At 57.2% G+C, this 13,608-nt stretch carries 12 protein-coding genes; 5 read left to right on the top strand and 7 right to left on the bottom strand.

The window, feature by feature from the left end; genetic code table 11:
* Positions 1 to 21 precede the first annotated feature (21 nt).
* Positions 22 to 522 carry a PilZ domain-containing protein gene (locus SIC15_RS10415; protein ID WP_412535796.1) on the top strand — a complete coding sequence of 167 codons (501 nt, stop codon included), beginning with the start codon at positions 22 to 24 and terminating at the stop codon, positions 520 to 522.
* On the opposite strand, the gene SIC15_RS10410 is transcribed toward SIC15_RS10415, so the two are convergent.
* From SIC15_RS10410 to gloB, 7 genes are all read right to left on the bottom strand, one after another.
* Positions 494 to 1,279, bottom strand: a complete 786-nt coding sequence (locus tag SIC15_RS10410) for an enoyl-ACP reductase (protein WP_412535795.1) — start codon at positions 1,277 to 1,279, stop codon at positions 494 to 496. The two genes, SIC15_RS10415 and SIC15_RS10410, sit on opposite strands and share 29 nt — an antisense overlap.
* A gap of 65 nt (positions 1,280 to 1,344) precedes the next feature.
* Entirely contained in the window at positions 1,345 to 2,949 is a 1,605-nt protein-coding gene (locus tag SIC15_RS10405) for an ABC transporter ATP-binding protein (RefSeq protein ID WP_412535794.1), read from the bottom strand.
* Position 2,950: 1 nt separating this feature from the next.
* Positions 2,951 to 3,979, bottom strand: coding sequence for an ABC transporter permease (locus SIC15_RS10400; protein ID WP_209397238.1), 1,029 nt, complete (start codon positions 3,977 to 3,979; stop codon positions 2,951 to 2,953).
* Entirely contained in the window at positions 3,976 to 5,061 is a 1,086-nt protein-coding gene (locus tag SIC15_RS10395; RefSeq protein WP_069183557.1) for a microcin C ABC transporter permease YejB, read from the bottom strand. The genes SIC15_RS10400 and SIC15_RS10395 overlap by 4 nt, the downstream gene beginning before the upstream one ends.
* 15 nt (positions 5,062 to 5,076) lie before the next feature.
* Positions 5,077 to 6,900, bottom strand: a complete 1,824-nt coding sequence (locus tag SIC15_RS10390) for an extracellular solute-binding protein (RefSeq protein ID WP_412535793.1) — start codon at positions 6,898 to 6,900, stop codon at positions 5,077 to 5,079.
* 12 nt (positions 6,901 to 6,912) lie between these two features.
* A complete protein-coding gene (locus tag SIC15_RS10385) occupies positions 6,913 to 8,619 on the bottom strand; it encodes a LysM peptidoglycan-binding domain-containing protein (protein WP_412535792.1) in 1,707 nt (568 codons plus the stop codon).
* A gap of 168 nt (positions 8,620 to 8,787) precedes the next feature.
* On the bottom strand, positions 8,788 to 9,582 hold the full coding sequence (gene gloB / locus SIC15_RS10380; RefSeq protein WP_412535791.1) for a hydroxyacylglutathione hydrolase: 795 nt from the start codon (positions 9,580 to 9,582) through the stop codon (positions 8,788 to 8,790).
* Between the two features lie 96 nt (positions 9,583 to 9,678).
* Here gloB and SIC15_RS10375 point away from each other — a divergent pair, with 96 nt between their 5' ends.
* The 4 genes from SIC15_RS10375 (at position 9,679) to SIC15_RS10360 (ending at position 13,604) form a co-directional block, all read left to right on the top strand.
* Positions 9,679 to 10,473: a methyltransferase domain-containing protein gene (locus tag SIC15_RS10375; protein WP_412535790.1), complete on the top strand. Its 795-nt coding sequence runs from the start codon at positions 9,679 to 9,681 to the stop codon at positions 10,471 to 10,473.
* 28 nt (positions 10,474 to 10,501) lie between these two features.
* The gene (gene rnhA / locus SIC15_RS10370) at positions 10,502 to 10,945 is read left to right on the top strand and encodes a ribonuclease HI (protein WP_412535789.1); all 444 of its coding nucleotides are present in this window, start codon (positions 10,502 to 10,504) and stop codon (positions 10,943 to 10,945) included.
* 23 nt (positions 10,946 to 10,968) lie between these two features.
* A complete protein-coding gene (gene dnaQ, locus SIC15_RS10365; RefSeq protein ID WP_136629574.1) occupies positions 10,969 to 11,679 on the top strand; it encodes a DNA polymerase III subunit epsilon in 711 nt (236 codons plus the stop codon).
* A gap of 218 nt (positions 11,680 to 11,897) precedes the next feature.
* Positions 11,898 to 13,604, top strand: a complete 1,707-nt coding sequence (locus tag SIC15_RS10360; RefSeq protein WP_412535788.1) for a chemotaxis protein — start codon at positions 11,898 to 11,900, stop codon at positions 13,602 to 13,604.
* Positions 13,605 to 13,608 lie beyond the last annotated feature (4 nt).

The raw sequence follows: 13,608 nt of genomic DNA, 5'->3' as shown, positions 1-13,608 counted from the left end.
GCCGAAGCAGGAAAAATAACAATGGCAGACAACGATTACACCTTTGGAACCCGGAATGATCCTCCCTTTGAGAAGGACAACCGTGCCGATTACCGCCTGACCGCGAGAGCCCGTGCAGTTCTCGAACTTGAATCCGGCATACCGGAAGAGGAAACGCCCGAGGCCAGGGAGCTTGTCTGCGGTATTCGGGATATTTCTGCGAGCGGCCTATGTTTGTCTTCCGGGGAGCCCCTGTCCCTGGGCGCCCTGTTACCAGCAAGCGTATCACTCGGTAACCATAACGAGCCTTTCACCTTGATGGTCGAGGTGGTCTGGTGCAGGCCGAATGAGTCGGGGTTTCTGGTGGGCGTGCGGATCATTGAATCCGATGAAACCGCCTACGTTGAATGGGTAGAGGCTGTGGCGTCCGCGATGACCAGGGTTGACGAAACACCACCCCGTCTAACGAAAAGAGCCGGCATAAAGCCGGCTCTTTCTATCCGGGTACGGAAACTTACTCTTCCAGTTCCGCCATTCCGGTGATGTTGAAGCCAGCGTCCACGTACATGATCTCGCCGGTAATACCGGAGGCCATATCGGAGCCCAGGAACGCGGCGGCGTTGCCCACTTCGTCGATGGTGACGTTGCGGCGCAGCGGTGCGCGTTTGGCGTTTTCGGCCAGCATCTTGCGGAAGCTCTTGATGCCCGAGGCAGCCAGGGTCTTGATCGGGCCGGCGGAAATGCCGTTCACGCGAATGCCATCACGGCCCAGGCTGGCAGCCATGTAACGAACGTTGGCTTCCAGGGATGCCTTGGCCAGGCCCATGACGTTGTAATTCTGCAGAACCCGCTCGGCGCCCAGGTAACTCAGGGTAATGAGCGAGCTACCCTCGTGCATCATGCTGCGGGCACCCTTGGCCAGGGCCACGAAGCTGTAGGAGCTGATGTCGTGGGCAATGCGGAAGCCGTCACGGGTGGTAACGTCAACATAGTTGCCGTCCAGCTCGTGACCCGGGGCATAGCCAACGGCATGAACGATAATGTCGATATTGTCCCAGTGCTTGCCCAGTTCCTTGAAGACATTTTCAATCTGTTCATCGCTGGCGACATCGCAGGGGAAGGTCAGCTTGCTGCCCCATTGCTCGGCGAATTTCTCAACACGTGGCTGGAGCTTTTCGTTCTGGTAGGTGAAAGCCAGTTCAGCGCCTTCGCGGGCAAATGCCTCGGCGATGCCGTAAGCAATGGACAGTTTGCTGGCTACGCCAACGATCAGTGCTTTTTTGCCACTGAGGATTCCCATGGGTCGTTCTCCCTGTGTTCCTGATTTGGGTGCATTATCCCTGAGTGCTCTGGCCGGGGTAACGCTCAAATAGTCGTAGTTGTGTTCTGGTAAAAGAATGCGGCACTGAGCAGCTCACGGGTGTAGTCCGCGCGAGGTGAATGGAAGATCTCATCCGCATCACCATATTCCACGATCCGGCCGTGCTGTAGAACCAGGAGTTTATGGCTCAGGGCGCGTACAACGGCCAGGTCATGGCTGATAAAGATATAGCTTAGACCATAACGGGTCTGGATATCCCTCAACAGTTCAATGACCTGCTTTTGTACCGTGCGGTCCAGGGCAGAGGTGGGTTCATCCAGGATGATCAGGTCGGGCTGCAGTACCAGTGCCCGCGCAATGGCAATCCGCTGCCGCTGGCCACCGGAGAATTCATGGGGGTACCGGTGACGCGCCTCGGGATCCAGGCCAACATCGGTCAGCGCACGTATGACTTTCCTATCGTGTTCAGCGGCGTTATGCGCATCGTGAATTTGCAGCCCCTCACGGACGATTTCTGCGATGGACATTCTCGGGCTCAGGCTACCGAACGGGTCCTGGAAGACGATCTGGACACGCCGCCGCCAGGGCCGGAATTCCTTCTGATTGAGAAATGCCAGTTCTTCGCCGGCAAGGCGGATACTTCCCGTGCTTGCGGTAAGCTTGAGCAAGGCATGGCCTATGGTAGTTTTGCCGCTGCCGCTTTCCCCGACAATACCAAGGGTTTCTCCCCGACCGAGCTGGAAATCCGCATTTTGTACGGCGTGAAAGGATTCCTTTACCTTGCCCAGAAGGCTTTTGCGGATCGGGAAGCGCACGTCCAGATTCTCGACGGCCAGCAGCGGCTCTGCGTGTTTTCCAGGGGGCAGGGGCGTTTCCGGAGGTTCGGCATCCAGCAGCTTTCGGGTGTAGGCATGCTGTGGGCTGGCGAAAAGGGTGTTGGTATCAGCTTCTTCCACGAGTTTTCCGCGCTCCATAACCGCCACCCGGTCTGCGTAGCGTCGTACGATGGTAAGATCGTGGGTAATCAGAAGGATGGCCATGCCCAGTTTCTTCTGAAGATCCCGGAGCAATTCCAGAACCTGTTTCTGGACTGTCACATCCAGCGCGGTGGTGGGCTCATCCGCGATCAGTAGGTCCGGCTCGTTGGCCAGGGCCATGGCGATCATCACACGCTGCTTCTGTCCGCCCGACAACTGGTGAGGGTAAGCACACAGCTTGGACTCCGGATTCTGTATCCCCACAAGGTTCAGCAGTTCCAGGCATCGCTGCCTGGCCTGGGGCCCACGCATCCCCTTGTGCAGCTCCAGGGTTTCGCCAATCTGCTTTTCCACGGTGTGTAACGGATTCAGGGATGTCATCGGTTCCTGGAAGATCATGCCGATCTCCCGGCCACGAATCTGGCGCATTCGCTTTTCTGTAGCAGCCAGCAGGTCCTCGCCCCGGTACCGGATTTGCCCGCTGGGGTAGCTGGCGTGGCGTGCATCAAGAAGCCGAAGGATCGAAAGCGCGGAAATGGATTTTCCGGAGCCGCTTTCGCCCACCAGCGCCAGAGTTTCTCCTTCCCGAATAGCCAGCGATAGGGATTCGACCGCTGCGGGCCCCTGATCGAAGCGGATGGAGAGATCTGAGATCTGAAGCAGTTGGTTCATGTCAGCTCTTCCTCGGATCAAAGGCGTCGCGCACGGCTTCGCCAACAAACACCAGCAGGGTGAGCATCAGCGACAACGAGACAAAAGCAGAAATGCCCAGCCAGGGGGCATGCAGATTGGCCTTGCCCTGGGCGATCAGTTCACCCAGCGAGGGCGAACCAGAGGGCAGACCGAAACCGAGGAAATCCAGGGAGGTCAGCCCCGTAATCGCGCCGGTAAGAATGAACGGCAGGAAGGTGAGGGTGGCAACCATGGCGTTCGGCAGGATATGCCGGAACATGATCTTGCGGTTGTCCAGCCCGAGGGCTCGCGCGGCTTTGACGTACTCGAAGTTTCGGGCACGCAGGAATTCTGCCCGGACCACATCCACCAGCCCCATCCAGCTAAACAGCAGCATGATGCCCAGCAACCACCAGAAGTTTGGCTGCACAATACTGGACAGAATGATCAGCAGATACAGAACCGGCAAGCCAGACCAGATCTCGATAAACCGCTGTCCCAGCAGATCGATCTTTCCGCCGTAAAAGCCCTGGATAGCACCGACAACAACGCCAACAATGCAGCTTGCAATGGTCAGGGTAAGACCAAACAGAACCGAGATGCGGAAACCGTAAATCACCCGGGCGGCAACATCCCGGCCCTGGTCGTCGGTGCCGAGCCAGTTCTCGGCACTGGGTGGCGCCGGTGAGGGCACCTCAAGATCGTAATTGATGGTGTTGTAGCTGAACCGGATGGGTGGCCAGACCATCCAGCCATTGGCACTGATCTCATCTGAGATAAACGGGTCCCGATAATCCGCCTCCGTGGGCAGAAAACCACCAAAGGTTTCTTCTGGTACCGACTGGATAACTGGAAAATACAGGTCACCCTTATAGGAGACGATCAGCGGAGAATCGTTGGCAATCAGCTCGGCCGCCAGTGACAGACCGAACAGAGCCAGAAAGATCCACAACGACCAGAAACCACGCCGGTTTTTCCGGAAGTTACGCAGGCGTCTCTGCTGGATTGGAGTCAGGGAACGGAAACTCACGCACCCTCCCGGCTTTCAAAATCGATCCGGGGATCGACCAGGACATAGGTGATGTCGCTGATCAGCTTCAGGATGAGCCCCATCAGGGTAAAGATATACAGGGTGCCGAAGATCACCGGGTAGTCACGATTCAGGGCGGCCTCAAAACCCAGCAATCCGAGCCCGTCGAGGGAGAAGATGACCTCGATAAGCAGTGAGCCAGTAAAGAAGAGGGCGACCAGAACACCCGGCAAACTGGCAATCACGATCAGCATGGCGTTGCGGAACACATGCCCGTAGAGCACTTCTTTCTGGTCCAGCCCTTTTGCGCGGGCAGTCACCACGTACTGTTTTCCGATTTCATCCAGGAACGAGTTCTTGGTGAGCAGCGTGAGGGTGGCAAAACCGCCAATCACGTTTGCAGTCACTGGCAACGCCAGGTGCCAGAAGTAATCCCCGATTTTCTGGTACCAGGTAAGCTCGTCGAAATTGGACGAAGTCAGGCCGCGAAGCGGGAACCAGTCAAAGTAACTGCCGCCGGCGAACAGCACAATGAGGAGTATGGCAAACAGGAAGCCGGGGATCGCATAGCCCACCACAATGGCCGAACTGGTCCAGACATCGAACCGGGAGCCGTCAGTGACCGCTTTGCGGATGCCCAGGGGAATGGATATGAAATAGATAATCAGGGTCGACCAGAGGCCCAGTGAGATGGATACGGGCATCTTGTCGAGAATCAGCTCAATGACGCTTTTCTCGCGAAAAAAGGAATCGCCGAAGTTGAAGGTGGCGTAATCGCCGAGCATCTTGAAGAAGCGTTCGTGGGCCGGCTTGTCGAAGCCATACATGACTTCGATTTCCTTCAGGAGTTCGTCCGGTATGCCCCGGGAGCCACGGGTGTCGCCGGAAGAATCGGCCACCTCGCCACCGGTGCCGCCGCCAGAGGCCCGGGCAAGGGCGCTGCCTCCATGGCCTTCCATTTCCGCAATTAACTGCTCAACCGGTCCGCCCGGAGCGGCCTGCACGATAACAAAGTTGAGCAGCATGATCCCAATCAGCGTGGGAATGATCAGCGCCAGACGCCTGAGTATATAGATGCCCATTTAGCGGCGTTTTCCTCAGGGCTTCGCCCACCAGTTGTCCAGGTCGATGCCGTTCTTGGGCGTCTCGGCCGGACGTTGCAGATGGTTCCAGTAGGCGACGCGATCGCTTCTCAGGTGCCAGTGGGGGATCACGTAGTGGTGGTGCAGCAGAACCCGGTCCAGCGCACGAACCCGGTGCACCAGCTCCTCGCGGTCGGGCGCCTGAATCACCATGCTTACGAGCTCGTCGATCACAGGATCGCTAACGCCCATGTAGTTCCGTGAGCCTTTGGCGTCCACGGTAGAAGAATGCCAGTATTCCCGCTGCTCGTTGCCCGGTGAATCCGACTGGCCGAACACCTGGGTGATCATGTCAAAATCGAATTCCCGCAAACGCTGGATATACTGGTTGCTGTCTACCAGGCGGACAGTGACATCAATGCCAAGCCGGCCGAGGTTGTTCTTGAAGGGTAACACCACCCGCTCGAAACTCTTCTGGAACAGCAGTATTTCGAACGCCAGTGGTTCGCCGGACTCTCCGTGTACCATTTTGCCGTCCCGGATCTCATAGCCCGCTGACTTCAGCAGCTCCATGGCTGTCCTGAGATTTTCTCGCAATCCCTGCTGACCCTCTGTTGTGGGCGGCTGATACTCTTCTGTGAAGACCTCTTCGGGGAGCTGATCCCGGTAGGGCTCCAGTATCTCAAGTTCCCGACCTTCTGGCAGCCCAGAGGAAGCCAGGTCGCTATTCTCGAAATAGCTGTCCGTGCGGGTGTACTGGTCAAAGAACAGGTTCTTGTTGGCCCACTGGAAATCAAAGCCATAGGCCAGGGCTTCTCGCACAAGTGGGTCGGAAAACACCTTACGGCGGGTATTGAAGGCGAAACCCTGCATACCCGAGGGGCGGTGGTGTTCAATGGCTTCCTTGATAATGGTGCCATTTTCAAACCGTTCACCAGTGTAGGCCGTTGCCCAGTTCTTGGCGGAAGACTCCAGACGGAAATCGAAACTGCCCGCTTTGAAGGCTTCAAGGGCCACGGTGTCATCGGTGTAGTAATCGTAGGTGATCTGGTCGAAGTTGAACCGGCCCTTCCGGACCCCGATGTCTTTGGCCCAGTAGTCCTTTACCCGCTCATAGGTTATGGACCGGCCTGCCTCGAAGTCGCCGATCCGGTAGGGGCCACTGCCCACCGGCGGATTGAGCCCGTTCTTGCCAAACTCACGATCGGCCCAGTAGTGCGCCGGCAAGATCGGCATCTGGCCCAGAATCAGCGGCAGCTCCCGGTTGCTGGTATCGCTGAAATCAAAACGTACCCGGCGGGGGCCCTCTACCGTCACCGAACTGACGTCGGCGTAGTAGTTTCGAAAGAAGGGGTGCCCCTTGGTTGTCAGGGTTTCGAACGAAAATTTCACATCTTCTGCGGTAATGGCTTCGCCATCGTGGAATTTCGCCTGTTCCCGGATATTGAATACCACATAGCTCCGGTCTTCAGGGGTTTCCAGGGATTCGGCAATCAGGCCGTAGGCAGAAAAGGGTTCATCATCCGAGGATTCCAGCAGGGTATCGTAGAGATAGGTGCTGATACCTGCTGCAGCCACGCCCCGGATATCGAACGGATTGAAGGAGTCGAAACCGTTGGCCACCACGGCCATCTTCAGCGTACCGCCTTTGGGGGCGTCCGGATTCACGTAGTCAAAATGAGTGAAACCGGCGGGGTATTTGGTGTCGCCGTGCATGGCAATGCCATGTGCTGGCATTGCCTCTTGGGCGGCGGAAAATGGAGAAATGAACGGTGTGGCCATCAGAGCCAGGGCTGAAAAAAACGACGTAAGGGATGAGGCTTTCCGTGTTCTTGTCATAAGTCTCGCACGTCAGGGACTGTTTCGGATATCAACGTAGAGTACCAGACTTTGCCCGGGTTGCAGATAACGGGCCGTATTCAGGTCATTCCAGCTTGCGATGTCCCGCACATTCACGGAAAAACGGCTGGCAATCCGGGCCAGAGAATCGCCTTTGCGTACCCGATAGCCGACTTTACGCACCATGGCTTTGCCGCGAGTACTATTGGTTGCCACCATCGTGGGCTGATTGGTTTTGGACCAGATGACCAGTTCCTTGCCCGGGATCAGCGGGTCACCGGGAGCCATACCATTCCAGGCAGCTACTTCACGCACAGAAACCCGGTGCTCCCGGGCAATGTCCCAGAAGGTATCGCCTTTGCGAACGGTGTACCGCACCTTGTTTCCGTCTCGCTTACGCTCCTGTTTGCGCTCGAGGCGCTGGGAGGCGCTCAGGGCGTAGGCGTCACTACCCTTGGACGCAGACGGGATCATAAGGCGCTGGCCAATGCGGATCAGATCGCCGTCCAGGTTGTTCACCTGCTGCAATACAGACGGCGTCGTCGAGAATTTGCGGGAAATTGAATTCAGGCTGTCGCCGGATTTGACCTTGTAGTTGCGCCAGGAGACCCGTTGATCTGGGGGAATCTGCGCCAATGCCGTGCGGAATTTCTCGGCGTTCTGAACCGGAACGAGCAGCCGGTGAGGGCCGTCCGGGGAGGTTGCCCAACGGTTGTAGGAGGGGTTGAGCAGGTAGATTTCATCCACATCGACACCGGCCAATTCAGCAGCCTGCGCGAGATCCAGCTGGGAGCCCGTTTCAACAATCTCGAAGTAGGGCTCGTCTTTCAGCGATGGTAGCTCTATGCCATAGGCCTCGGGATTGTCGAATATTTTCGCCAGCGCAATCAGCTTGGGAACGTAATGGCGGGTTTCCCGCGGCAGCTGCAATGACCAGAAGTCGGTCGGCTTGTTGCTGTTACGATTACGGCGCATGGCGCTGGAAACCGTGCCACCGCCGCTGTTGTAGGCGGCCAGGGCCAGGGTATGGTCGCCGTCAAACCGGTTCGCCAGACGGTCAAGGTAGGTCAGGGCGGCGTCGGTGGCGGCAATAACGTCCCGACGCTCATCGTGCCACCAGCTCTGGGTAAGACCGAAGTACTTTCCTGTCGATGGAATAAACTGCCAGAGACCGGCGGCCCGGCCATGGGAATAGGCGAAGGGATCGAACGCGCTCTCAACAATGGGGAGCAGGGCATACTCGGCCGGCAGGCCGCGCTTTTCAGTCTCATTGACAATGTAGTGCAGGTAGCGGCTACCACGCTCCACCACCCGGTCGATGTAACCGGGATGGCGGGCATACCAGTTTAACTGGTCCCGGACGCGCTCATTGTCGATATCATGATCCAGTACGAATCCGGAGCGAAGCCTGGCCCACAGGTCCTGCTCGACCGCTTCTACTTCTATTTCTGTTGTTTTCTGTACTGGATTGTCGAGCTTCTCCCGGGCATCCCTGGCAGCGTCCTTGAGTTCGGGCGCAATGGCTTCGTCAAGCGGCTCGTTGCGAGTGACGTCGCCGTTCTCCCCGGTTTCAACGGCTTTCTTCAGCCCCTCGTCGCCAGCGGCAACGGCAACTTCCTGAGTGTTCAGGGGGCTTTCCTCGCCCTGATTGATCAGGCTACTGCAGCCGCTGGCCAAGGCTCCGGCGAAAAACATCAACGACAATCGACTGACCGACATAAAGACATCCGGTTTCAGGTTGACGCCGGACTCAGCAACTGAAAACCCGGCGTATTGAATAATTTACGGTAACAAAGTTGAAACGATTCTATGGGACCGCTTTTTAAAGGGTCAAGAAACCTCTCGTTACGGCTATGAGAGGATTTGTTAAGTGCGTAGCGCAGGCCGTCAGAAGTTATCCTTGCCGTGGCGTATGGCCGCAAAGATGGCGTTCTCGGAATCCGCCGGCAAACCGTGGCTGGCACAATAGGCGCGGGCCGAATCCACAACAGCCGGATCATCCCAGCGGAGAAATGGATTCAGCCGTTTCTCGTCATCCAGTACCGAGGGGACAGTGGGCCTTCCCTCATTACGAGCGGCCTGGCACTGCTGCTCGAAATCCCGAAGTCCCTCGTCTTCAGGGAGCCAGCTTCTGGCGAAACGGAGATTGGCTAGGGTGTATTCGTGGGCGCAATAAACCGCGGTTTCACCCGGCAGGGCTCTCAGGGTCTGGAGCGATTGGCGCATCTGTTCAGGAGAACCCTCGAACAGGCGACCGCAACCACAGACGAACAGGGTATCGCCGCAGAACAGAACCGGCCGGCCCTGAACCTCTACATCCGTGAAATAGGCTATGTGGTCCAGGGTATGACCGGGTACGCCCAGCACCTGGAAAGTGATGTCTCCCCAGATCACCTCGTCGCCCGGGTGAACCAGGTTGGTACTACCCTTATAAGGGGAATCCGCGGGGCCGGTGACACGGCAATCCGGAAAACGGGAAACCAGCTCTTTGACGCCGCCAACGTGGTCCGGGTGGTGATGGGTCACAAGGATGGTGTCCAGTGTCAGGTTGTTCGCGGCCAGGTGGTCCAGAACCGGTTGAGCCTGCCCCGGGTCCACAATCAACGATTTATCGCTGTTGGTGTCCGAAAGGCACCAGATATAGTTGTCACTGAACGCGGGTATGGCAGAAATGGTCAACATAGGGCCCCACATGTGCTTATCGAATGTGACTGATATGATAGAGCATTAAATACAAGGCCCCAACCACAGGTTCCGGCTTCCGGGAGTGCCGCTTTGGTGAGTGAATCCGACGCAGTTGATTATTCCGCCAGACATGAAAGCTTTGAGCGCTGGTTCCAGACCCCGCTGGGGCGGGCACTTCTGGCAGACCAGAGGCGGTTTGTGGACGCCGAACTCCAGCGCCTCACTGGCGCCAGACAATTGCAGGTAAGCATCAGCCACCGCCTGCCACTGGCTACGGGAACGGATTTTTCCCAGAAGATCATGACAACGCCGCGATGGTATCCCCACATCCCCGAGGGAGTCGCCATTTGCGATGCTGACGAGTTGGCCTTTCCAGGTGACTCCATGGACCTGGTGGTGCTGCACCACGCTGCGGATTTTTCACCCTATCCGCATCAGGTGATTCGGGAGGCAGCGCGTGTGCTTCGCGGAGAAGGGACCATGGCTTTGTTTGGATTCAATCCGCTCAGCCTCTGGGGAGCACGGAAACTGATCACCAGGAGTAGCGAAGGCCCATGGGGCGGTCGTTTCCTGTTGCGCGGTCGGATGGAAGACTGGCTTCACCTGCTGGGCTTCAATGTCGAGGCGTCCGTCACGAGGTTCTTCCGAGCGCCTCTCCAACGCTCCGGACGAAAGCCACGGTCCCGTATCGATGATCGCCTGTCGGGAAATCGACTCCTGCCAGTGGGCGCCTATTACTGTATCCTTGCCAAAAAACGCGTGCATGCACGGCTGCCAAGACGCCCTGTCTGGCGACAAAGCAAGGTCATTGCCTTGCCGGGGACTGGCACCGTTGGCGCCTCCCGGGGCTGCAGCCGGAGCGGTTCGTCCGCAAGCAAAATCAAGTGATCCATTGATTATCGAAGCAGGAGACTGAATGGCCGGCAAGGTAACCCTTTACACTGATGGCGCCTGCAAGGGCAATCCCGGCCCGGGCGGCTGGGGAGTGGTTCTGCGCTATGGCGATAACCGCAAAACCCTGCACGGCGGCGAAGCCAGAACCACCAACAATCGTATGGAGCTCATGGCGGCCATTCGGGGCCTCGAGGCCCTGAAGCGCCCCTGTGACGTGGAGTTGTTCACTGACTCGCAATACGTGCGCAAGGGTATTACTGAATGGATGGCGGGCTGGAAACGCAACGGCTGGAAAACCTCTGCGAAAAAACCCGTCAAGAACGAGGATCTCTGGCGGGAGCTGGATTCCGAAGTTGCCCGGCACAAGATTAACTGGCACTGGGTCAAGGGACATTCCGGCGTGCCCGACAATGAGCTGGCGGATGAACTCGCCAATCGCGGTGTCGAAGAGCTTTCCAACGCATAACTGCAGATAACCAGGTACAGGCAATGAGACAGATCGTACTGGATACAGAGACCACGGGTATTGATCCCGCAGAAGGCCATCGAATCATCGAGATCGGCTGCGTTGAACTTATGGAGCGCCAGCTCACCGGTCGCAACTACCACGTTTATATCAATCCCGACCGCGAGGTTGAGGCCGAGGCGATCACGGTTCACGGCATTACCAATGAGTTCCTGGCCGATAAACCCCGATTTGCCGAGATTGCCGACGAGTTCTTCGAGTTCATCAAGGGAGCGGAACTGGTTATCCATAACGCCGCCTTCGACGTTGGCTTCATGGATTCGGAATTCGCCCGGGTGAAGCCGGTGCGTAAGACCGCTGATCACTGTTCGATTGTCGATTCGCTCGCTATCGCAAGGGCACGCCACCCCGGGCAGAAGAACAATCTGGATGCGCTCTGTAAACGCTACGGCGTGGACAACAGCAACCGTGACCTTCACGGCGCTTTGCTGGATGCGGAAATCCTGGCCGACGTTTACCTGCTGCTCACCGGCGGCCAGACCGCGCTGTCACTGGATGCCGGCTCCGAAAGTGGTGGCGGCAACGGCGGAATCAGGCGGCTTCCGGCTGACAGAAAGCCGCTTTCCGTTGTTCGGGCCTCGAGTGCTGAAAATGAAGCCCATGACGAGTTCATGTCGCTGCTCGAGAAACAGGCCGGTGAAACCGTCTGGGGTAAACTCCAGAGCGCAGAATGAGAACTGGGTCGGCCTGTACTAAATGTTACATTCCGCCTTTCTTGAGGTACTTGAGTTTTATGTTATAAGTAATGATAAGTTCGCCAGTTTTTTGCGAACTGTCTTTGGCCGGATAAGGGGATAACCGGCCCAGAACAAAAAGGCCTGGTCCGCTGCAGCCGGACCAGAGACCACCAAAGAGGATGCGGTAGTCTCCGCAATATTAACGGGAAGCGTTTATGGTTCAGTCGTCTCTCGCGACGAAATCGCAGTCGTTTGATCTGGTCAAAAGTGAAATCGAACAGACCATCAAGCAGGCAGAATCCAGCCTTGAACGCTTTCAGGAAAACCGCGAAAGGGGTGAGGATCTCCAGAACTGTGTTGATTTCATCAATCAGTTGCGGGGCATTTTTATCCTGGTGGAGCTTCGGGGCGGCACTTTGCTGTGCCAGGAAGCGGTCACCATGGCCAACGACGTACCCGTTGGTGCCAACGACGACAAAAACATCCTCCTGACCACACTCAACAGCGCGCTATTTATTCTCCGCCGCTATGTGGAGTATTACCACCAGCAAAGGGAAGATCATCCCGAACTGCTGCTTCCTGTTATCAATGATCTCCGGGAAGCCCGGCGGGAGAAACCCTACCCCGAATCCTGTTTTTTTGATGTCGATGTCAAGGAGCGCCCGGATTTCTGTGCCGGCATGACGCTGCAGGCCTTTGACGGCAATGAGGCCGATTACGAAATTATGGCTCGCCGCATGCGGCTGACTTTCCAGGTTGCACTTCTGGGCATTCTCCGAGATCGAAACGACGTGGTGAATAAAAAGCTGATCGGGCGAGCGTCTCGTGGTCTTGCACGCCTGTGCCAGGGTGCGCCCATGGGGCAGATGTGGTGTCTTGTCGGGATTGTTGCGGACACCATGCTTGATCGGGCGATGGTGTTCACCAAGGCCCGCAAGCGCATGTTCATGCGGATCGAAAAATACGCCCGGGAAGTGGTTTACGTTGGCAAAGTCGCCACCGGCAAAGACGCCCCGGATTCCCTGATCCGCGACCTGGTCTATCTGTTGTATCGCAGTGGCTCTGCCAACCCTGAAGTCACCCAGGTGCTGTCCGCCTATCATCTCGCGCCAGCCGATTTTCCCGACTCCATGCTCGAGGCCCACGCCCGCAGGTTATATGGCCCCGGCAGCGACGTTCTCAAGTCCCTGTCAGAAGCGCTGCAGGATGAATTGAACCAGTTAAAAGACAAGCTGGACATCATCGAGCGTGGCATAGAGCCGGATCTGGCCGAGTTGTCTTCCATTGCTGATGCCCTAGAGCGTCTGGCAAACACCCTGGTTATGCTCGACCTGAACAAGCTGGCGAGCGTTTCACGGGAAGAGGCGGGCAAACTCCGGAGCTGGGAAGAAGAGTCCCGGCTGCCTGGTGATGATGAGCTTTACCGGCTGGCGGATTCCGTTCTGGGCATTGAAGATGCGGTAATGCAGATTGTCACCCGGGGTATTACGTCGGAAACCGATGCCCTGGCCAGTGGTGGGCGCAAGCGTGAAGAGTCTGTGTACCTTCGGGAAGCGCTGTATGTGGTTGCCGATGAAGCCCGTGGTGCTCTGACCCTGGCCAAACGAGCGATTACTGCCTTTATCGAATCCGACTACGACAAACTCCATCTGGCGAATCTGCCGGCAACCCTGCACAGTATCTGGGGCGGCCTGCAGATGGTTAACGACCCCGGGGCGGCAGGCGTTCTTGAGCGTGTGGCAGCCTCTATCCAGGAGCGTTTGCTGGATGCCAAGGAAGCCCCCGCAGCTCAGGTGCTTGAAGCCCTTGCCGACGCGCTGACGTCACTCGAGTACTACATCGAGAACATCGGCAAGAGTGAGGACCGTAATGTTGACCTGTTGAAGTTGGCAGAATCGTCGCTGGACGATGTAGGTTTGTAGTTCC

Source organism: Marinobacter sp. MIT932201 (assembly GCF_047123295.1).
GTDB classification, from domain to species: Bacteria; Pseudomonadota; Gammaproteobacteria; order Pseudomonadales; family Oleiphilaceae; genus Marinobacter; species Marinobacter salsuginis.
This window is presented reverse-complemented; position numbering and strand designations above follow the sequence as displayed.